This window comes from Lysinibacillus sp. OL1 (assembly GCF_004332175.1).
In the GTDB taxonomy this organism is placed as follows: Bacteria; Bacillota; Bacilli; order Bacillales_A; family Planococcaceae; genus Lysinibacillus; species Lysinibacillus capsici.
On the sequence record NZ_SJDS01000025.1, the window covers coordinates 1 to 19550 of the forward strand.

28 protein-coding genes are annotated in these 19550 nt (G+C 37.6%); all 28 read right to left on the reverse strand.

Going from position 1 to position 19550, the window contains the following annotated elements:
• On the reverse strand, positions 1-422 hold a 422-nt coding region (locus EW028_RS23745), incomplete at its 3' end, for a hypothetical protein (protein WP_227745014.1).
• Positions 415-723: a hypothetical protein gene (locus EW028_RS23750; RefSeq protein WP_131522676.1), complete on the reverse strand. Its 309-nt coding sequence runs from the start codon at positions 721-723 to the stop codon at positions 415-417. The genes EW028_RS23745 and EW028_RS23750, both read right to left, overlap by 8 nt.
• Positions 720-1388: a hypothetical protein gene (locus tag EW028_RS23755; protein WP_131522677.1), complete on the reverse strand. Its 669-nt coding sequence runs from the start codon at positions 1386-1388 to the stop codon at positions 720-722. Before EW028_RS23755 ends, EW028_RS23750 begins: the two co-directional genes overlap by 4 nt.
• Positions 1381-2556: a baseplate J/gp47 family protein gene (locus EW028_RS23760; protein ID WP_131522678.1), complete on the reverse strand. Its 1176-nt coding sequence runs from the start codon at positions 2554-2556 to the stop codon at positions 1381-1383. Before EW028_RS23760 ends, EW028_RS23755 begins: the two co-directional genes overlap by 8 nt.
• Positions 2534-2890, reverse strand: a complete 357-nt coding sequence (locus EW028_RS23765) for a contractile injection system sheath initiator (RefSeq protein ID WP_131522679.1) — start codon at positions 2888-2890, stop codon at positions 2534-2536. Before EW028_RS23765 ends, EW028_RS23760 begins: the two co-directional genes overlap by 23 nt.
• A gap of 17 nt (positions 2891-2907) precedes the next feature.
• Complete coding sequence (locus tag EW028_RS23770) at positions 2908-3444, reverse strand: Gp138 family membrane-puncturing spike protein (protein WP_131522680.1); 537 nt, start codon at positions 3442-3444, stop codon at positions 2908-2910.
• A complete protein-coding gene (locus EW028_RS23775) occupies positions 3441-4337 on the reverse strand; it encodes a phage protein (protein ID WP_131522681.1) in 897 nt (298 codons plus the stop codon). The genes EW028_RS23770 and EW028_RS23775 overlap by 4 nt, the downstream gene beginning before the upstream one ends.
• Entirely contained in the window at positions 4330-4650 is a 321-nt protein-coding gene (locus EW028_RS23780; RefSeq protein ID WP_131522682.1) for a phage baseplate plug family protein, read from the reverse strand. The genes EW028_RS23775 and EW028_RS23780 overlap by 8 nt, the downstream gene beginning before the upstream one ends.
• Positions 4650-5168, reverse strand: a complete 519-nt coding sequence (locus EW028_RS23785) for a phage baseplate protein (protein ID WP_131522683.1) — start codon at positions 5166-5168, stop codon at positions 4650-4652. The genes EW028_RS23780 and EW028_RS23785 overlap by 1 nt, the downstream gene beginning before the upstream one ends.
• A 12-nt stretch (positions 5169-5180) precedes the next feature.
• A complete protein-coding gene (locus EW028_RS23790; RefSeq protein WP_131522684.1) occupies positions 5181-7310 on the reverse strand; it encodes a phage tail tape measure protein in 2130 nt (709 codons plus the stop codon).
• A complete protein-coding gene (locus EW028_RS25450) occupies positions 7307-7471 on the reverse strand; it encodes a hypothetical protein (protein WP_193767467.1) in 165 nt (54 codons plus the stop codon). Before EW028_RS25450 ends, EW028_RS23790 begins: the two co-directional genes overlap by 4 nt.
• A 22-nt stretch (positions 7472-7493) precedes the next feature.
• The gene (locus EW028_RS23795) at positions 7494-7760 is read right to left on the reverse strand and encodes a hypothetical protein (RefSeq protein ID WP_131522685.1); all 267 of its coding nucleotides are present in this window, start codon (positions 7758-7760) and stop codon (positions 7494-7496) included.
• Positions 7761-7765: 5 nt separating this feature from the next.
• The gene (locus EW028_RS23800; protein ID WP_131522686.1) at positions 7766-8161 is read right to left on the reverse strand and encodes a phage structural protein; all 396 of its coding nucleotides are present in this window, start codon (positions 8159-8161) and stop codon (positions 7766-7768) included.
• Positions 8162-8177: 16 nt separating this feature from the next.
• Positions 8178-9188: a DUF3383 family protein gene (locus EW028_RS23805; protein WP_131522687.1), complete on the reverse strand. Its 1011-nt coding sequence runs from the start codon at positions 9186-9188 to the stop codon at positions 8178-8180.
• Between the two features lie 4 nt (positions 9189-9192).
• Complete coding sequence (locus EW028_RS23810; protein WP_131522688.1) at positions 9193-9678, reverse strand: phage neck terminator protein; 486 nt, start codon at positions 9676-9678, stop codon at positions 9193-9195.
• Entirely contained in the window at positions 9675-10016 is a 342-nt protein-coding gene (locus EW028_RS23815; RefSeq protein ID WP_131522689.1) for a hypothetical protein, read from the reverse strand. Before EW028_RS23815 ends, EW028_RS23810 begins: the two co-directional genes overlap by 4 nt.
• Complete coding sequence (locus tag EW028_RS23820; RefSeq protein WP_227745015.1) at positions 10016-10483, reverse strand: hypothetical protein; 468 nt, start codon at positions 10481-10483, stop codon at positions 10016-10018. Before EW028_RS23820 ends, EW028_RS23815 begins: the two co-directional genes overlap by 1 nt.
• Positions 10483-10842 (reverse strand): DUF4054 domain-containing protein, encoded by a 360-nt coding sequence (locus tag EW028_RS23825; RefSeq protein WP_131522690.1) that lies wholly within the window; start codon positions 10840-10842, stop codon positions 10483-10485. The genes EW028_RS23820 and EW028_RS23825 overlap by 1 nt, the downstream gene beginning before the upstream one ends.
• Before the next feature lie 11 nt (positions 10843-10853).
• A complete protein-coding gene (locus tag EW028_RS23830; RefSeq protein ID WP_131522691.1) occupies positions 10854-11165 on the reverse strand; it encodes a hypothetical protein in 312 nt (103 codons plus the stop codon).
• A gap of 13 nt (positions 11166-11178) precedes the next feature.
• Positions 11179-12087, reverse strand: a complete 909-nt coding sequence (locus EW028_RS23835; RefSeq protein WP_227745016.1) for a DUF2184 domain-containing protein — start codon at positions 12085-12087, stop codon at positions 11179-11181.
• Positions 12088-12101: 14 nt separating this feature from the next.
• On the reverse strand, positions 12102-12548 hold the full coding sequence (locus tag EW028_RS23840) for a structural cement protein Gp24 (protein WP_131522692.1): 447 nt from the start codon (positions 12546-12548) through the stop codon (positions 12102-12104).
• Between the two features lie 12 nt (positions 12549-12560).
• Entirely contained in the window at positions 12561-13640 is a 1080-nt protein-coding gene (locus tag EW028_RS23845; RefSeq protein ID WP_131522693.1) for a DUF2213 domain-containing protein, read from the reverse strand.
• Between the two features lie 73 nt (positions 13641-13713).
• On the reverse strand, positions 13714-14178 hold the full coding sequence (locus EW028_RS23850; protein ID WP_131522694.1) for a hypothetical protein: 465 nt from the start codon (positions 14176-14178) through the stop codon (positions 13714-13716).
• 46 nt (positions 14179-14224) lie between these two features.
• A complete protein-coding gene (locus tag EW028_RS23855) occupies positions 14225-15010 on the reverse strand; it encodes a minor capsid protein (protein ID WP_131522695.1) in 786 nt (261 codons plus the stop codon).
• Positions 15003-16337, reverse strand: coding sequence for an anti-CBASS protein Acb1 family protein (locus EW028_RS23860; protein ID WP_131522696.1), 1335 nt, complete (start codon positions 16335-16337; stop codon positions 15003-15005). Before EW028_RS23860 ends, EW028_RS23855 begins: the two co-directional genes overlap by 8 nt.
• An 8-nt stretch (positions 16338-16345) precedes the next feature.
• Positions 16346-17635: a PBSX family phage terminase large subunit gene (locus EW028_RS23865; RefSeq protein ID WP_131522697.1), complete on the reverse strand. Its 1290-nt coding sequence runs from the start codon at positions 17633-17635 to the stop codon at positions 16346-16348.
• Positions 17635-18402, reverse strand: a complete 768-nt coding sequence (gene terS / locus EW028_RS23870) for a phage terminase small subunit (RefSeq protein ID WP_131522698.1) — start codon at positions 18400-18402, stop codon at positions 17635-17637. Before terS ends, EW028_RS23865 begins: the two co-directional genes overlap by 1 nt.
• A gap of 89 nt (positions 18403-18491) precedes the next feature.
• Entirely contained in the window at positions 18492-19253 is a 762-nt protein-coding gene (locus EW028_RS23875) for a hypothetical protein (RefSeq protein WP_131522699.1), read from the reverse strand.
• Positions 19254-19550: the final 297 nt, after the last annotated feature.

Consider the following 19550-nt stretch of genomic DNA (forward strand, 5'->3'; position numbering starts at 1 on the left):
GTATTTGTATCATCAAAAATAGTGACTTGCGTAAATGGTGTAAAACCATCAACACTAGCCACTTTTAAAGTAGTTGTTCCAGCTATAACAGCCTCGATAATGTCTGTTAAGGCTGAATCTAATTTAATTTTGTTAGAGCTGCCATCAAGTGTATCTGCAAATGTTCCACTGTTTCCTGGTACACGGCCATCTAACTCAAGTTGAACTTGTATTCGTTGCATTTGACGAGCGTGTTCTATTAAAACACGATAAGCGTTGTAGATTCCCCACTCAAAATTATTTGCGAATTCAGACATGAATGGTGTGCCATCATCGATAATTTCTCCTGTCACACGGTCCGTGACATCATCATGCCATTGAGTACGTTCATAAGGGTTTTCTTTGAATTTTAAAGGTATTTCGCCATTCATTAGATTATTCACTTACTTTCACTTCCTTCGCTTCCAGTTGTAGAGGAAATGCGATAACATACCCCTGTGAACCCTTTTGATAATTCATTGTTTTAACGTACAATTCACGCCCATAACTATCGACTAAAGTAGCACGTGTAACTAAGCCTTTTTCTAAAGACAATTTCACATACTTTCTTAGTCCATACTTTGTGCTAGTATGATAGATTTCTTTGTCATGTACGACCCCATCAATAGTCACCTTGGCTCCTGCTACAAGGTTACTTAAAAATTGTTGTGTTAAATCTATCATCAATGGTTGTATTTCATTCAATTCCTCACACCTCCTGCTCTAAATCTTCCACAAATCCGATTGTTCATAATAAAACCATAAGCATTATTAGAAACAATTAACACTTCATTTCCAAGTGCACCATGAGTTTTAGCTGTTTTAAAACGACCACAAATTTTATGATTTATTTGCCATGCATAAGTGCCAGCGTGTAGTATCAAGAATTCATTTAACTCATTTAAAAAAATATAAATGCCGACACCTGCAGTCTTGATTCTTTTAACTAGTTCATCAGGAATGCTTTTAGCTGATGAACGGACATTAAGTAACAATGTTGCTGGCTCAAACTCTCGCCAACCTTCCTCAAAACCAATGAAATCATGGCCCATATAGGCATCCATGATTTGGTTCATTGTTTCAATGTCACCCTCAGAAAGATTTAGAATGCATTGAATTTTTATCATCTTACGATACTCCTCATCATCCCAACTACCGCGAGAAATGCCCTCGTCTTTACCTAATCGGTCTAATCCGTAACCTTCTGACCGATCCACGTCCCAATACTTTAAAATAGTTTGCTGAATAGAAAGGTTTTCTACGCTATTCTCAGCAATAATTTTAAGCAGTTTATAGTTATTACTATCCTCCTTTTGAGAAAATTGCTGAGGCATACGATCTAATAACGTTTGCAATCTTTGATTATTCAAGAGGCAACACCTCAATTTTGCTCGTATCAGTTTCTGCAACTTCTGGAAATGCAATAACTACATTGCGAGCTTCATAAGTAAGTTCATCGATAGAAAACTCAACCCTCACATCATCAACACCATCAATGGATAAAACACGGGCTTCTGCTTTAGTACAAACAACATCGGTACTCATACCTACACCAGGATAAAGCGTTCCGTTGTATGTACCACCAACATATTTAATTACTTGAGCAATAGCCAAATCATCCCCATTCAACGGATATTGTTTACCTTTTTTGATAAATATCTTGACGTAAATAGGGACGGTTGTAGCTCGTGTAAAGCCTATTTCATGCACAATACCTCTGTTGTCTGTATAAGTGTAGACTGTAGAGCCATAAGCACGTATACCACCACCTTTTTTTCTGAAGATAGCCATTGCAACATCTTCATCTAAGCCACCTAATACAACAGTTTCTACAGAATGTGGAGGACGCCCTTCAGCATCAACTTCGTTTGTATCATTTTCAATCGCAATGGCTGCACGTAATCCTTCTACTTCATCAAGAACATTTGCTTCAATTGACTCAATACGCCTAGAACCTAACTTTCCTAATGATTCATAATAACGGTCCTGCAATTTTTCATCCGTTTCCTCATCTTGACCATTAAAAAAAGCATCTGGATTCGTTACCGAATTGATGCCACTCTGCGGATTTACAATGATTGATATGTCATGAGGTTCTACATTGCCGATAGCTCCATATTCAAGGGCTTCGACAGGTACACGATAATTGCCATCTTCTACAGCATCAACAGCCTCTAATGCTTTAAAATATACGTTATATCGTGTTCTAAACAAATCATCTATATTTATTTTGGCACCTTTGTCTAAATTAACTACGACCTCGCCAGTGGCTTTAATCCAATGTTTGCGTGTGATTACACGTATAACATTTGATTCTAAAGATGCTCCTTCACTTGTATCAACAAAGCGAGAATTATAGACATGTTCAAGCTCCTCATTATCTTCCGCCCTTTGTTGGGCTTGTAAGTGGATGAATTTACCTAATGGCGTAAGATCTGATAAATCTGCGTCTTCTCCAAACAACTCTCGGGCCTGTTCTTCGATGATTGGTAAATAATCAACCGTCCTCATTCTTTTAAACCCAAATTTGGTTAACAACTACTTCACCTCCTACCTCCGTTCCAAGTGTCGTGCGTGCTTTGAAATTTATAGATAAATGCCGTTTTATCCGATTGAAGTCATATTCTACACTTAGTACCTCTGCTGTACGCGGTTCTTGATACAAACAATCATGCATAGCTTGTACAATTTCCTTTTTATTTGGTAGCTTTTTTTCGATTACATCTCGCCTAAAACCGTGATAATCGTTAAACATCCATTCTTTTACTCGCGTACGTAATAGATGCTTATAATTCTGAATTAGTTGATCGTCACCATGCACAAGCTCATTTAGCACCCAATCACCATCATCGTCATATTTAAGTGTGTGCATAACCCACCTCCCACCTCCTACACTGAAGCTGTAGTTAAATCCTTACCATTCGCAGTAATATTGCCAGCTGTAAATTCTATATCTTCAGCTTCAACTTTAAATTTGGATGATTTCACCATGATTTCTCCATCCTCTTTTAATACGATTTTTGTTTGAAAATCCTTAGTCCCGATAACCACATCATCAGGATGTTCATTTTGAATTGGAGACGTAAAAAGGTTAATACCACCAACTATTAAGGCATCATTAGCACTAAATGAACGACTTGCAGCTTCACCACCACCAAACAATAGTGGGTCTATATCAGCTTGGGAACAAACTACAAGCACTAGATCCCCTTTCTTGTAAGGTATTTGGATTATAAATTGATCTGTTTGATGGAAAGCTATCGGAACATCCAATATAGGCGTAGCTTCTGGATCATTCTTTGGTAGAACATCCGCCTTAAAAAGATTCATATCAATTTCAAGTATTTCACAGATCAAACAAGTATTCATGTTCATCAAACTTTCTTCAATTGAATCCCCTACAAACTGACCAATAGATGTCGTCATAATGGCACCACCTCGCATTCTGTGTAGTATTCTGTTCCTGACGTATCCCCTTTATGCTCACCTTTTGATACCCGAAACAGTCCGCTAACATTTCTGGACGTTAGTTTAATAATGACATCTGTTGTGACTTTATGATTTAACAACATCTTAATTTTGTAGCCTTTAAGTTTTTTCTTAGCAGGCTTAGATACAGACTTTTTTTCCTCGCTTTTTTTATCTGTTTTTCCATTCTTTCTTTCACTTTTTTTCTCAACTTTTTTCTCGGTCTTTACTTCTTCTTCAACTTCTTCTGGATCATCGATTAATCCTGTTTCTTTCGATATATCAAGACCGATGTTGTTACCTTTAGCTCGGTCACGTACATAAAGCCTGTTTTTATTTACATACTGTTTTGCTTTGCAATCCTTCGCGATTTCAGCGATTTGGAATTTGATTTTGCCATTAAGTACTTTACCTGAGCGATACACAAAATCGACTGGTAAATCTATATCCCCGATAGCAAGTCCTGCATCACGGGCTAATTCTCGCAATATGAGTGATGCGTGAGTATTTCGTCCATACGTTCGTTTCACAACACCATTTGTATAATCCAAACTACAATCAACACACTTAAATGTAGTGATCTTATCTAACCCTTCCCACTTCGTTTCTTTTTTCTTTAGTGAACCGCTAAAAATTACTCCGTTATCATCAATATAGCCAGCGCTTAAAATAGCAGCTTGATTTATAGAAATTGAATTAATAGTTTCATCCTTGAGGTTATAAACTTGAATATCAATCGTATCTACTTTTTCATTGTCGCCAAATGGGACGCTAAATTTAATTGTGAGTGGATCCGTAATTTCTCGGTTACTCACTAAAAAAGTAGTTTTTCGCATGAATAAATTACTCATTTGATTCACCTACCACATATAAAAAGACCGTCTCGTTCAGGTTTTCGTTGGTAATACGAGTAGCTGAATTAGCTCGGTCTTTGGGAATTATTTGTATCTTTGGCAAGTCAATGTTTACAAGGTTTCTGAATAAAGGGCGGTTAAGGATTAGTTTTTCTCCAATAACTAAAACACCACCATCTTTGAATAAATCTACAGTGAAAAAGTCATGAGCTTGATTGTAATTGATTTCAATTTCAAACACTTCTCCTGCAAGCTCTATTTCAAAGGAATATGGTATCTCATTTTTATCGATGTCAATATATTCATCCATTACTTACGCCCCTCCATTCCTGCCCAACCACCTGATGAACTTTTAGGTGGTGTTGTGTATTTTTCTTTAGTGGTTTTTGCTGTTGTAGTAGGTGTCTTTTTCGTTTGTTGTCGACCCTTTTTTGTAACAGCCTTTGTCTGCTTTTTAACTGGGATAGATACACTAACAAACTTAGCAACCTTACCTACTTTTATTTGTTTGAGCGTCATTGTGAAGGCGTAGCCGTCTTTTACTCTAGCTTCGTAATCACGGTTGAAGTCAGTTATAACCATGTGATTTAACTTTGTCATGTAATCAAAATCAATTATTGTACCTTTTTCTCGGTATTCTCGAAGTTTCAGCACTTTTGCTTCTGTATCATCAAGAATTACACCTGTTAGGGTGATGGTGATAGGATTACTTTTCACATGATCAGTTATCTGCTCGCCATCTTCAAGCGCATGGTCAGTTGTAGTAGAGGACTCAGGCATTGACACCTTTGTAATTACATCGATTAATACATCTTTAATGTACGGCATTCCTATCACCACCTAAATAGACTGAAATTCTGTATCTATGATATCTGAAATGACTTCTCGTACAATAGGAGGCACTTTTTCTTTAATTAATCGAGCAATTTCATTAATTTTATCTGTAGATGCATTTATATGAATCGGCATATCAATATTGATTTGATGACCTTGAGCTCCAGGTACTACACTAGATTCTAAAGAAGGACCTTCAGCGTTAGGTATACTGGAATTACTGGACACTAAACCGTTAGTATTTTGATTGTCGCTGTTGGTAGACCTTATTCCTGCTGACATATCAATCGCTGGTGTGCCATCACTGTTAGATGAAAGTATCCCCATCGAACGAAGTGTATTGGATTGTTGAGCAGTTAAAACAGCCTCGTTTTTATGCAACTCGGCCACGTATCCATCGTAAGGTACGTTTTCAAGACCTGTAGCGTGAGAACCACTGATAAAGTTACCAACGGCCCCTGCTGCTTTACCAATAGTGCTTCCGATGGAAGTAACCCACCCTGGTAATTTGAAATTTGTGATTGCATTTTTAAATCTATTGAAGTTATTGGTGATAGTATCCCAATTTTGATAAATCGTAACACCTGCCTTAATTAACATTCCTATTGGTCCAGTTAAAAAAGAGAGGATAGGATTATTATCAATAACTTGCCATAGTTGTATAGCCTTAGTTTTAACGGTATCCCAATTTTGATATAATGCTACTCCACCTGCAATAAGAAAACCAACACCAGTAACGACCATACCAATCGGATTAGCCCTCAAAGCAGCATTAAACCCTTGCGTAGCTACTGTAGACGCGAATGTACTAGCTTGATACGCTGTCATTAGAGTGTTGACTGTAGAAATTACTTTAAATGTTGCGAATGCACCTGCAATACCTGCTGTTGTAGCTATAACTACCTCTTTATTGTCAATCATCCAACTGATACCGTTTTTAAAACCTTCAAAAGCTGTACTTGCTGCACCAATACCTGCTACTAATGTAGTTTTCATGGTGTCTGCAAAAGATGCAATTTGGTCGCTTGTTCCTTTAGGTAAGCCAAAGTTTTGCCATAAGTCTGATACTTCACCAGTATCATATACCAAAGACATCACTGTCTCTTTTGCAGTTCCAACAAAAGAAACTACTTGATCGATTTTATTGACCAACTTGTCAGTATCTAAGTTTTCCATCCACTGCGACGCTGATTGCATAGAATCTACGAATGGTTGAAGTAAAGGTCCTCCGATTTTCCCCTTGAAATTCATCCACGCTTGCTTCATGTTACCTAGTTGGTTTTCATACGCATCAGATTCATTTGCTGCTTGTCCTAACGCTTTAGAAAGTCGGTTTCCGTCTTCTACCATCTTCATTAAAGTGTCCTGTTTTTGGAACTCTGTTAAATCATTAAACTTTTTCCCGAACTTTTCCATAGCTGCGGCATTTCTTGTGAACTCTGTAGCTGAGATACCTAATGCTGCATCGTTTTCATAATTCCCTTTTAGGAAAGACTGCATATTTTCTATTACTTCTTCAATTGAGCGATCATAAAAAGCAGCACTATCAGCAGCTGCTAAAGTTGCTCGTTTAGTTAAATCTAAAGCATCTGCCGTATCTACTCCTGTAGTTTTCGCAAATGCTGCTATTCTGGTAAAGCTTCCTTGGAGCCTCTCTGGTAACATCCCTGTTTGCTTTGCTATATCATTAAGGCCCTGCATAGCATGTTTTGGGGCTTCTTCGAAAACTTGGTCAAACTGTGCATCAAGAGCTTTAAACCCTGCTGCTGACTCAATAGCACTTAAACCAAATTCTTTCACCTTATTAACAGCAAATACACCTGCAACTATCCCTGCTAGACCACGCATCATTGATTTAAAACCATTTAATGTCTTACTAACGTGTTGAACTTCTTGATTTAATTGTCCTGCCTCCGTTTCGGCATTATTTAATCCGTGTGCAACGTTTTGTGAAGCTGATATACCTGCATGACCAAAATGGTTAAAGCCCTGAGTCGTATGAGTTAATCCTTGTCCAACATTGACTATTTCATCTTCAATGTTATCCATGACCTGATTCAAATGCTGTAAAGTTGTTGTTGCTTCGTCCCTGAAATAGATACCTACATACATATCACGCATGCTAGCACTGGTCATTTAATCACCCCTAACATCTTTAAGGATGCAAGTGTTTCTAGAATGGTATCGTTATCCCACTGTTCCACTGAATGTGGATTAATTTTGTAGTGATATCCGATAGCATATTTCCACCACTTTTCACCTGCTGCTTTTTCATAAAAAGAAGGGATGCTCTGCACCCCTGATATGTTTTTTAATTTATTACTTTCCTGTTCGAAGAAAGGAAAAGGCAGCGTTAGTTACTTCTTCTAACTCTGCCCATGTATCAAAGTCATCCATAGTCAAATTGTTTGGTACAACTACAACATGTTTTAATAATTGTGGCATCATTTTCGAATTTAAAATTTTCCCTTGTAACCCTGTTCCTACGTCAAGAATCTCTGCTTGCTTAGAATTCTGTACATTTTGGAATGTATATTCATTACCTGCAGTTGATTTGAATTCCTTTGTTTTTGGTGTAAATGTCATATTATTTAGTCCTCCTTATAATGTGCTGCTAAAATTGTATATTCCACACCTTCGATTTCTGCCCCGCGACTAAAAGGTGCGTTCTTTTGGAAACGACAATCTTCCCCTGTTACTCGTTTCCCTCTTTTTGTATCAGTGAAAGAGACATTGAATGATTCTTTTGATTTACGCAATGCTTCTAAAGGTCCTAAAACACTGGAATCCTGTTTTAAAGTAATCGTAAAAGTACCTGTTTCATCATTTGATTCGTTATAAGATACTGAACCATCTGCACCAACATGTTGTGAGTAGGTATCTTCGTTTTTTTCAGCTTCGATAGGTGTACCATCCATGTATCCTGTTAAAATGATGCCTCCTACGATGCCAACCGTATCTTTGAAGTTAAATACGTTTTTAGCCATCTGTAGTACCTCCCGTCTATAGCGTCAGAACGCCATTGATTTCTGTCCCTTCAATTGCTCCAGCAATAACTACTCGGAACTTTATATCTGGTAGAATACGCTGCGCAATTTTATTCTTAGGTATTTCTGATCTGAGTGGATAACTAATCGTGTAATCAGGTTCACCAGCATCATTTGTAGCGATAATCCCTTGGCGATATGCTGATTTAAAACGTGTATCCATCACATCAACAATTTTTGCAATCCCTTCGTTTGTATAAGGAATCTTTTCAACTACTGCAAGCGTTCTGAAAACATCTTCTCGTAGCCGTGCTCGTAAAAAGTAATCTGATTGAACAACATCGATGTAATCGCCACTTAAAACCTTGCCTGAAGCGTTTAACAATATGCCCATCTCGTTGATACAAGTTGTTCCATTGTTTTCAATAACAGAATTAATTTCAGTAGTAGTTAATTTTGCTGCTCCTACCCCATTCACTTGTTTAAATGTCCATGTAAATGAACCGATTTCTTTTGGTGCTGATTGAGCTATTAAACCTTCAGCATGAAAAGCCTCTGGATCGTCATGTGCTGAAAGGAAGGTGTTTTCATATTTCCCATTTAATTCTTCAATGAGTGCTACACTTTCAGTAGTAGCTCCATAAAACTTTTCTTGTGTAGACATCCATTCAGCAAGCGCCTTGATTTCTTTATCTCCGTTTTCAGGACACACAAGATAGAAAAATTCGTTGTTTAATTGTGCCAGCTCATTAAGAGCTCCTGTTAGAACTGTCACATCATCTGCATCAGGCACATAAGGAACACCATAACAAGCAAGCTCTGCAATTTTAGGTGATTGTCCAAACATACGAGATGCAAGTTTATATTCCCGAGTTGTTTCAGTGAAATCCTTTGATACTTCACTAATATCTGTGTAAATTTTATAATCCAACTCTTTACTAGTTGCTAACATAAGAGGTAAGCCAAAACCTGCTTCAGATACTGGCTTAGTCTCGCGTGTTATGTTTACAGTTACGAAACGTGACATTTACTCACTCCCTATCTCTAATTATTTCGTACTCCACTTTGTCAAAGTAATCAATGTCGTGTTCATCAATATCAAGGTAACGAATGATCACATCAAATCCCCATTTTTCATCATAAGAATCTAACAAAAAGGTAGTACGATTTGTTACATCAGTAAGATTTACAATGACAACATTAATCTCATCTAAATACAAAGAACCTCGCCATTCAAACCACTTTCGAAGCTGTGTAGCCACTTCATAAGCGTTATCATGCGAAGTTCCATATGTGTTAAAAGAAATAGTTGCATTGCGTTCTTGTATTCGTGTTTCTGATAAGGCATCAGACTTATTAACGTGGGATACATCTTCTTGCCCTATACCTTTGCGATCACCTATTACTTTATAAGTCGCATAAGGAAATTTTGGTATGTCTCCTGTTTGATCAGCCCTAATTACCGTTAATGTGGTATCTGCTGCGAGTTGTTTACGAATCAATTTAACTAAATTCATTTTTCTCGCCACCTCATTAAGTAGATGTTTACGTCTGTATACTCAGAAAAGTCTTTGAAGGCTTGTACAGTGTATTTTTGATCATTGTACTCAACCTTAATGCCCTCAGGTATTTGATCTACCGTTAGAAGCTTCTTTTCTTTCACTGTATAAGTACCGTTTTCATCGTACTTTAAATCATCATTACTAAGTGGTAGGATGATGCCTGTCAATTCAGTTGGAACTACTACACCATTTACCCATTCACCATCTACATAGCCGCCATCGCCCATTAAATGAGCAATAAACGGTACTCCTTGATCATGAATAACGGATGCAAATAACATTTTTTCTGGCATTATCGAGTCACCACCTTATACGTAATTCTTTGACGTAAGCCACCTTTGTCAATCAATGGATTACTAGACCCCTTTTGAGCCACCGTTGAAGGAGCGTTAGGCGGATCATCTAATTGTGTGAGCTTCCTTTGAATATCCCCTACCATCTTTGCTCCTAACCGTTCACAAATAGTACGAGCGTTCATTTGTCCATCTAACAGTTTAGGTAGTTGTTTCTTCACGAATTTGGCCCATTCACTATTCTTTTCGTCAAATGTAGACCTCAAAAAAGAACGTTCGGGAATCACTATGGACCCTCTTTCTTTACGTATAGTGATACCAAATTCGTGAACAGCTGCTATCATGGCATAAAAAGAGTCATCACTTCCAAAAATACCAATTTCTATTTCAAAGTCTTTGAGCTCTCGTATAGATTGCACTAATTGCGGGATTCGATTAGTACCCCTTATTCTTATTCGTACACCCATTACAACACCACCAAATTAATCGATTTCTTTGGTTTTAATTGATCAGCCAATTCATCCATAATTCGTTGATATTCTTGACCATATTTCGTCCCTAACAAACCGATATTTTTGTTCGGATCACTGTATTGACGCTCAATAACATCGACTTTCTCGCGGATTACTGATTGGCCCTTAGCTACACTTAAAGCAGCTAAATGAGCAGCCAAATAACGTGCTAATCGCTCTTGATATAACTCTGGGACAGACAAAGAGGACACTTCAAGTGAGGCATCCTCGATGTACATCGTTAATCGGTCATCTGAAATAGAAGTAAATTCATCACTTAGCATACGAATGCGCTCTAATGACGTTAATAGCATGTGAATCCCTCCTATTTTTCGGGATTTTTCAATTCTTCAATGCGTTTATTGATGGCATCCAGTACTGTTTTACGATCTTCTTCAGCTTTTAGAGTTTCCAACATATCGATATCGAATGCATCTTCAATCATTGCAATCGCATCCTTGGCCGAAGGTCTTGCTTTGTCACTGTCATAGACAAATTCACCTTTGTCATTGAGGTGCTTCATCAGTGGATGAGTTAGAAAACGTTCAAAGTCCTTCTCATCCACTTTATTTGTACCTGGATTAAGAGTTAAATCATTGGCTGTGTACGAATGATTACCTTTGTTTTGTACTAACATCAATTATTCCCCCTTAAATTCCATCCGCACGGCAAATAGCCATTGGATAACGGATAATTAAGCCTGTTGTACGTTCTTCAAATGGCACTTTGGTATTTGGGAATGCGTATTCTTGTGGATGACGCATGATATCTAAAGGTATACCAAGTTCTACAACGTCCGGTGAAGAATCTAAGACAACAAAGCAATCTGTGCTAGCTAATCCTTTTCCTTTTAGATCATTAATCGTTTCAATGCGTTTAAAGAAGTTTTCTGACTGAATATACTGTAAAGCAGTTTGCTTCGTAAATTCATTGAATACTTTCTTTTGAAGTTGCTTCTTTGCGTCAGGTGTTAAGAGTAACGTGTCAGATTCATGGCCGTTTAACATATCAACTTTAGATTTCGCTTCGATAATGTCGTCAACAATTTCCTCGCCTGTTTTATCAATCCATTTTGTAGATGTGCCACCCTTGTTCTGTGGGGTTGCGTACACTTGAATCCCTACTGCATCCGTTAACCCTTTAATTTTGTGCGTTTTGTCACCAGAAAAAGCAATTTGATTTTCTTTCTCTGCAATAGCTTTACGAACTGTATCAGCCTTTGTAACGTCGATAGCACGACCAGCCATCTGAGCTTCACGAACTTCCTGAACTGAAATGTTGAATGCAGCAGCGATTGAATAAATCTTTACTGTTTCTTCTTCTAAGTCAGCATCTACTAACGGCACATCCGTTGCACCTGGTGCTAGAATTTTAGCAGCACCTGAACGTGTTAAAACATCGTAGCTATACGTTTTTGCCCCTGCTGGTATATCAGTTTTTACAGTAAAAATAGATCGTGCCTTTAATTCTGATGCGTGTGGTTCATACACACGCTTATCAATTGCGTTTAAGTCTTGTGGGCGGATTAAAGCATCTCCGCGATACGATTGAATTGTCATGTAAAGTTTCCCCCTTAAGGTAAGTTAATTTCGATTTCTACTAATTGGTCTGCTGTAGCATTGGCTTTAAATACTGCATTTTTCACTTCGACAGAACCATCTACAGTAAATTTTTGAGTAGCAGGATCAACTTTTACAGCTTGGCCGTTGATAACGTCACCACCTGCAACTACAAAAATACGACCACGTTTAACGATTGCTGCAGGTTCACCAACTGGATAGTTCTGGTCGTCTTTCTTCTCTACGTAATCATGGATATTTTGAGCTAAAGCAATACCGATTACTGTGCCACCAGTGGCAATAGGCTTAATCGCTGTGCCAGTGTCATTTAGTTGTACGGCAGCACCAAATGGTACTGTGGCTTCAACTGCATAAGTGTCCGCTGTGTAATCTTGATAACTAGATAATTGACCAGCTTTACCCGCTGGCTGCATGTAATCAGGGTAATTTGTAATAGGCATGTGTATGTCCTCCTACGAACGCATGTTTAAGCGTTTATTTTTTAGTTCTTCTAAATCTTTATTTCCGCCAGCATCGCCAGTATATGCGATATTGGCACCAGTGCTAGAAAAGCCATTTGACTGCACTTGCTCCACAGTTGCATCAAAAAAAGCGTTGATATAATCGTCTGATTTACCATCGCCTTTAAAGTCCTGTTTAGTTGTTGAAATGACAGCTTCTTTGATTTCACGCTCTGATTTACCTGTAAAATCAAATGAGTCACCGAGCAAAGGTTTTGCTGTGCTGATTAACCCTACACGTTCCTCTACTTTTTTATCAAACTCATCTTCGGACAGCTGCTTTGCTTTTGCGTTCGCAAGATCTTGCTCTGTATTTTGTAGCTTTACTTCTAGCGCATCGTATCGACCTTGTAAGGTATCTAAACTATCACCTTTAGCCTTCGCCGTTTCTTCTTTTGCTTTTAAAGCGTCTATATGTGCTTTTACTGCTGGATCTACCTCATACTCTGTACCTTCAATTTTGATTTTTGCCATCTCAGTGTTTCCTCCTTCTTTTTCATCGATTTGCCATGCGTCTGAATCTGCCCGTATAGCAACCTCGGGACCTGCCCGTCCTTTTTCTACAATCGCAATGTGATTTATCTCAACATTACGCTGTACATATTCATACTGATCTCCGTTATAAGTCCCACTTTCAGCAACCACATCCGATAAGAAACCGATACTAATTTCGTTATAACCCTGATGAATCTTTTCAATGAGAGCCTTGTCTGTAACGGTTAACGAAATATAGAGTTTGAAGTCCTCTACACGAGAATCTGTATGGCTCATACCTTTTGCATAGGCTTGATAGTTATCAATTGTTACTGGCTCATTAGGATGGCCGTCAGTGACGGGCTTAGAGCGTGCAGAACGTATGGTTCTGTCACTAAATATTTCGTCAGGCAATTTTGCCTCCATCTGAACTGTTCCATCTTGTCGTTGATACGGAAAAACACCAGGACGAGTAATCGGTACATTGACCGTTAAATACCCTTCTGGTGTTTCCATGTAGTCTTTTATATAAGATGTGTCGTAGCGTTGTAGTTTCAATTTTTCACCTCCCTTCTTATATTGAAAGAAAAACACCTACCAAATTTCAGCAAGTGTTTAAAAGTATAATTTTTTAGTTAAGAACAAGTAAATTAAAAACTTTTTCTGCAATATCCATTGCTTTCTTTGCGTTTGTGGATCTTGCACTTATTCCTTGCTCTATTTCCCATGTATAAAGGAATTCAATATAAATCGTTAAGCTATGTATTTCATCATTTCTTCTATTTTTTATAGCTACGATTTCAGAGTGTAATTCGTTATCTAATATCTCGTTATCATGATAACTACATAATAAATTATGAAGAGAATCACGATTATTAATATTCCTAGGTTGTCCCATACTCGTTTTTAAAAGCTTCTCAATAAAAGCCACAGACATGCTAAGGGATGCTATATTAGCTCCTACACAATAACAAAGACGGGCTTCTTCAAGAGTATCTTTAAGATACGGATGGTTTTTAAAATAATCATTTTTCAACAAATGTTTGATATTTTTCGTTTCTCGACTTTTTTGTTTTCTTATTTTTTTCTTAAACATTCAGATTCCCCCTTTAAAATTATTTAAAGCAGGAATTGAATGTTTGTCAATCGTCATCAAAAACAGGAATCGCCACACACCTACAACGATAATCCTCACCAGGCAAAACAACACGTCCGTTAACAGTAGGTGGATCATCGTATGAAAATATCTTTCCGTTAAGATCTTTGTGTGATTTTCGTACTCGTTCATCAGCCGAATCATACCATTCGAATTTTTCAATACCTATACTCTGATGCCTTTCGGCCGTCATCTGACCTAGTATTGATCCAGCTTGGTCAACAGCTAAGAATTGCGCTCTACTTTCAGCAACATCCACTCGTTGAAGTATTGACTCACGAATCTGTTTGATTGATTGCCCTTCTCGCACGCCATCTCGAACGACATTCTCAACCTCGCTTCGATAATCATCCTCAATATTCTTGATGTAGGTCACATTAACTTGGATTTTATTGACTAGGAATGTCTCTAACCATGGTTCTCGTTGCGCTAGATCAATCCCTCTTACAGCAAGTTGATTAGCAATGTTATGCCTATTAAACCGATTAACACTATTCACGAACCGTTTAGCTGCTGAAAGTCTTCTTTGCTCACTGAATGACTTAGAAGCTTTCTTCGCTAATGCTTTAAACATTCGTTTAATGTTGTCGAATATCCCATCAACTAAGTATTCTGTAGAATCCTGCCGTTGATCGTTTAACAATGGCACTACATACTTTTCAAACTGCTTTAGGGTTTCATCTCCTAATTCAAGAATCATCTTTCGAATGTCTCGACTGTACGTAACGGCTGCAGCATCTGGGAAACGTGTTATCGGAACCTTTTTACTCATGGCGGTCACGATATCCTTTGTATACTTTATCCGCAAGATTCTTCAAATCGGCTTCATCTCCACTAAATTTAAGGGTATCTGATAACCCAAACTGACCAAAGCGTGCCTCGCGGATTTCATCGGCGGTAATAATATTATTGAGTAAGTAAATCTGATCTGTTTCTGCAACGAGCTTGCGTATTTCAGCATCCGTCTTAGCATCAACGTTCCAAAGAGGGTTAAATTGTATTTCCCACTCTAATGATTCAGGGTCAATACGTCCTCCGAGCTCCTTTTCGGCCATTAATAACATACGAATCAGCTTTTCTAGATGGGGTTTCATATCATTCTCTTGATCTGCTACGATGCGTGAATAATAGTTCATCACATCATATTGAGCACCAGTAATGGTCCCTGATTCTTGCCCTTTGATGACTGTTTTCGGCATACGAGCAGCACCAGCAAGTAGGTCCCATACGAAATCCAACAGATAGTTAATACCACCTACTGACGTTACCTCTTTTTTCAGTTCCTCATCATTTGCTATCATCGCCAAAGCTTCAGTTCTAAACATATAATCCATAATCATAGACAATTGTTGCTTATCTTGTGATGTTAAATTATCAATATCCTTAGATTTGTATACTTTAAAAGTAAAATCATGAAGAATTTGACCAACTGACCATACAGATGTATCAAAAACCGTGAGAATGTCGTATAACGGCTCTAAAAGTGAGCGTCCTTGTGCTTCCCCTTCCATTCGCCTTGTTTGGCTGTGAAGTAAGCGAGAGATGTGTACAGACTCTTCTGATGTTTGAGTCTGAATACCATGACTTGATGCTCGATTAATACGCAATTGCTCCAACTGACCGTATTTAATATCGAATACGTCCTCATTAATTAAGAATTCGTTTACCTTTAAAGAGCTGAATGCGTGCAAATAATCAACTGTGTTTAATTTGTCCATTTGTAGCTCTTCGCTTATTTTAAATTTATTAGCCTGATTCACTCCTAACGAAATAAAACCATCTCCACGGAGACGGTCATAAGTGAACATTTCTTTAAACGCTTTTTTGGCTTTAAGGTCAGCAAGCTTACTCATAATGTTACGAGCTAACTTTTCATCCTCCATCTTCAAAGTGAACCAGTTACGTGTCATGTCCTCGGCTGGAATATCGATGATATTTTGCACAATGCGACTATCACCATATAAGTTCGTGATTTCATCATGCGATAGCTTACGACCAACACCAGCAATCTGTCTGGTCAGCTTATCTTTTTGATTCGCCTTGCCGTTGCCTTGCATGAAGTCATTACGCATCTCTTTTGCTTGGTCTAGGGATTTCATATTCTCACCTACCTTCCTAATAAACGTTGGTATATCCCGACCTTGTCTTTCAAGTCACTTACCTCATAATCATCAAGTGCATACCAAATAGCACTTAACGTATGTGGGTCAATACTAAACTCATCAGGTATTACTTCATCGTTCTTATTTTTCTTATAAGTTAATGTTTGTAATTCGAAGATTGTATTTTCGCATCGATCTGAGCAGAATATTTTTTTAAATCGCTTTATCTTTTTCGTATACTGTAGCCGCGAACCTTGGAACTTTTGAGCAGCCACCATGTTAAAACCTTGTTGACTAAAAAACTCAATTGTTTTAGGTTCTGCACTATCCGCACGAATTCGCTCTTTTGATTCCTTAAATTCTGCAATTTCTATGGCCGTTTTATCATCGGTCATTTTATTTTTGTAGTATTCGTAATAGATGTACAGGTGCTTGTGTTGCTTATCAACAACCACACGAATAAGTGCGTTATAAGATTCCTCGAATCCGAAGTCCATACCAGCTCTAAACGTTAAAAATGGTCGCTTACTCTCGATAAACTCCATCATTTTGTCATGCGGCATCACTTCAAATTGCGGTAAAACCTTCACGCCATTTACTCCAAAACGACCTAAACGAGCTACACGATATAAATCTGGGTCGTATTCCTTCAACTCATCCAATTGAGCAATATAACTTTCAGGCAAAAATAAATTATCATCAGCAGTAGAGTGATGATAATAAGTGTCATTCGTTATAATTGTTTTTTGTTCATATAACAGCTCGTCATCTAAAATTAATCGCTTATTTAAATCATCTTTGAAAAAGTGTTTATATGACCAGTTGTCGGTACCTATCGGGTTTGTAGAAAGAATCATATGCAGTTTTAAAGTAGGGTGGCGTAAACGACCAAGCAGTTCTTTAAAGCCTGCGTATTTGATTTCTGAGCACTCTTCTAGCCATACAATCGAAATGTTGTTAATCGACTTTAACTTTTGTGGCTTATCCATCCCTTTAAAGATGATTTTCGAGCCATTAGGAAACCTAATTTGCATTGGTGATGATAAGCATTTAACTCGTCCATCTAACCCTAAATCAATCACTATTTCTTCTAATAATGAAAAGGTAGAATCCCTATGCGTGTCATAAACTTCACGCACTACCAGCGCTGTACGCTTTTCTTGTAATAACTTCAAAATCAGTTTTAATGCCACGTGATAAGACTTACTAGAACCGTAACCCCCAACAAGAAACTGAAATTTAGTTGACCAATCAAATAGAAAGTCGTCAAAACGAGGATTAATTTCTTTCTCCACTAATCCTCACCCTTTCGTTTGATGACAATTTCCATAGGTCCGTCATCTTTCTTATCAAGTTTTTCTATTTCAGCCTTCGTCTTATCAATATTCAATTGCATCTGCTCAAGCTTCAACCTGCGCTCATCATCCTGATCCGCCATCTCAACAAACTGACGAATAGAAGAACGCAACTCCCCAATTGCTCTCGATTGAGCAGTGAGTAGTTGCGCCTGTCGTTCCCATGCGAATTGGAATTCATATTCTTCTTCTGTTACAGCCTTTTCTACACCTCCACCATCCTCTTTAGACCGTGGGTAGTATTCGTATTTGGCTTTTTTAAGTTCTTTAATCATCTCGTCTTTTGATTCGACGTGCATGATTCGTTGAGCTCGAATGATTGCGGCATACTGAATTTGTATTTGATCCCAGATTAAATCGGCTGGAGAACGCTCATTCATTGCTTCCATGATTTCGAGTGTTTCTTCTGGTAGGAACTTAGCAAAGAATCCATGTGTTGTTGCGTTCTGATTTTGCTTTGGTGCACCATGGCCCTTTGCGTTATTGTTACCTACAGGAGCACCTCTACTTCGTTTAGTAACGTTACCATTAGATTTAGTAACGTTACTTTTCAAATGGTCATCCCATTTATCTTGGTTCTTCCATTTTCGAATTTGCGAATCGGATAATTCTAATTGTTCGGCTATATCCTTCAAAAGCATTTGCCCTTTACTATCAAGCCACATTTGAAACGCTTCATCACGTTTCGGATTTCTCGGTCTAGCCATATCTCATACACCACCACCTCCATCATTTGTTTGTTTTGTAATCACCCCATTATGCTAGTTGCTTTGTAAAATAAAAAAAGCATCTATAATTAGATGCTAATCATTTCTTTCTTTAAGATAATTTTGTATCTCCCACTGAAGAAATCACTTATTTTAAATTTTGTAACTAAGTCTGATATATCACCGATTTCTAAAATATAGAAACTTTCTGTACTTACATTTTCCAATAGTAACCGATATTCATTCTGGGCTTTAAAGTAATCATCCTTAATAAAACAAATTTCGGAACTGTCTAGATCTAAGTATTTACTTACTCGATCTGAATAGTTTGTACTGAAATCATGATACTTTACTTTTCCTGCTTTAAAATCTATCTGTAATTCCTCGCATTTTTCTTTTACTCGATCCATAAAGAGTTTTGCATTGATAATCAACATATTATCCCCAAAATCTGAAATCAATTTATCTAGATCATCTTTTTCGATTCTAGGAAAAGTCCCTATTGTACTTTCGTCTTCGGAGTCCACTTGTAAAACATCTTTATCAACAGAATACATACACAAAACTGGGGATTTAATTCTATCGTTGGAATGAAGATTTACTCTCTCAGCCTTGCCTTTTACTAAAACTTCATCTGTTTCAGGATCCATTAATGTCAATTCGACATCTGCATATACAGCTGAAGCTTCTAAAGCATCACCTACACCTCTATCACCAGTTTCTTTTTCTCTCTTAATAAAATAACTAAGTGGATTCATACGAAGTTTACCTTGAATAAAATCATTTTCATATTCCGGTTTAACAAATTTTAAAAGAAAAGCTGTTGCGTTATTTGGTATTTGGGATTTCAATTTTATCGCCTCCTGTCATCACCATATACCATAATTCAACATATATGTAATAATATTTTGACACTATTATTTTGCTCTCAAAACCACACCAAACTCCGCCCTATTGGTTACTAGTACATGACAGTCTTTTTCGATATCTAATATTCCTAAGATACTTACTCACCCGTAAACCAGTCCTTTTTATTTGTATGGCTGTTTGATGCAGTTTTCAAAGCAAAAGAAAAAGCCTTCGAAGAAGGCTCTTAATTACGTGCGATTGAAGCGTTAGCCCACATTACAGCAGTTTCTAGGTTAGTC

Excerpts from the sequence above, each read along its gene's own strand:
- EW028_RS23855 (WP_131522695.1), bottom strand. The coding sequence starts at position 15,010 with ATGAGTAAAAAGGTTCCGATAACACGTTTCCCAGATGCTGCAGCCGTT.
- EW028_RS23800 (WP_131522686.1), bottom strand. The coding sequence starts at position 8,161 with ATGGCTAAAAACGTATTTAACTTCAAAGATACGGTTGGCATCGTAGGA.
- EW028_RS23770 (WP_131522680.1), bottom strand. The coding sequence starts at position 3,444 with ATGACGACATCTATTGGTCAGTTTGTAGGGGATTCAATTGAAGAAAGT.
- EW028_RS23860 (WP_131522696.1), bottom strand. The coding sequence starts at position 16,337 with ATGAAATCCCTAGACCAAGCAAAAGAGATGCGTAATGACTTCATGCAA.
- EW028_RS23765 (WP_131522679.1), bottom strand. The coding sequence starts at position 2,890 with ATGCACACACTTAAATATGACGATGATGGTGATTGGGTGCTAAATGAG.
- EW028_RS23795 (WP_131522685.1), bottom strand. The coding sequence starts at position 7,760 with ATGACATTTACACCAAAAACAAAGGAATTCAAATCAACTGCAGGTAAT.
- EW028_RS23780 (WP_131522682.1), bottom strand. The coding sequence starts at position 4,650 with ATGGATGAATATATTGACATCGATAAAAATGAGATACCATATTCCTTT.
- EW028_RS23840 (WP_131522692.1), bottom strand. The coding sequence starts at position 12,548 with ATGCCTATTACAAATTACCCTGATTACATGCAGCCAGCGGGTAAAGCT.
- EW028_RS23850 (WP_131522694.1), bottom strand. The coding sequence starts at position 14,178 with ATGTTTAAGAAAAAAATAAGAAAACAAAAAAGTCGAGAAACGAAAAAT.
- EW028_RS23825 (WP_131522690.1), bottom strand. The coding sequence starts at position 10,842 with ATGCTATTAACGTCATTAGAGCGCATTCGTATGCTAAGTGATGAATTT.
- EW028_RS23805 (WP_131522687.1), bottom strand. The coding sequence starts at position 9,188 with ATGTCACGTTTCGTAACTGTAAACATAACACGCGAGACTAAGCCAGTA.
- EW028_RS23785 (WP_131522683.1), bottom strand. The coding sequence starts at position 5,168 with ATGCCGTACATTAAAGATGTATTAATCGATGTAATTACAAAGGTGTCA.
- EW028_RS23835 (WP_227745016.1), bottom strand. The coding sequence starts at position 12,087 with ATGACAATTCAATCGTATCGCGGAGATGCTTTAATCCGCCCACAAGAC.
- EW028_RS23815 (WP_131522689.1), bottom strand. The coding sequence starts at position 10,016 with ATGCCAGAAAAAATGTTATTTGCATCCGTTATTCATGATCAAGGAGTA.
- EW028_RS23810 (WP_131522688.1), bottom strand. The coding sequence starts at position 9,678 with ATGAATTTAGTTAAATTGATTCGTAAACAACTCGCAGCAGATACCACA.
- EW028_RS23775 (WP_131522681.1), bottom strand. The coding sequence starts at position 4,337 with ATGAGTAATTTATTCATGCGAAAAACTACTTTTTTAGTGAGTAACCGA.
- EW028_RS23820 (WP_227745015.1), bottom strand. The coding sequence starts at position 10,483 with ATGGGTGTACGAATAAGAATAAGGGGTACTAATCGAATCCCGCAATTA.
- EW028_RS23790 (WP_131522684.1), bottom strand. The coding sequence starts at position 7,310 with ATGACCAGTGCTAGCATGCGTGATATGTATGTAGGTATCTATTTCAGG.
- terS (WP_131522698.1), bottom strand. The coding sequence starts at position 18,402 with ATGGCTAGACCGAGAAATCCGAAACGTGATGAAGCGTTTCAAATGTGG.
- EW028_RS23830 (WP_131522691.1), bottom strand. The coding sequence starts at position 11,165 with ATGTTAGTACAAAACAAAGGTAATCATTCGTACACAGCCAATGATTTA.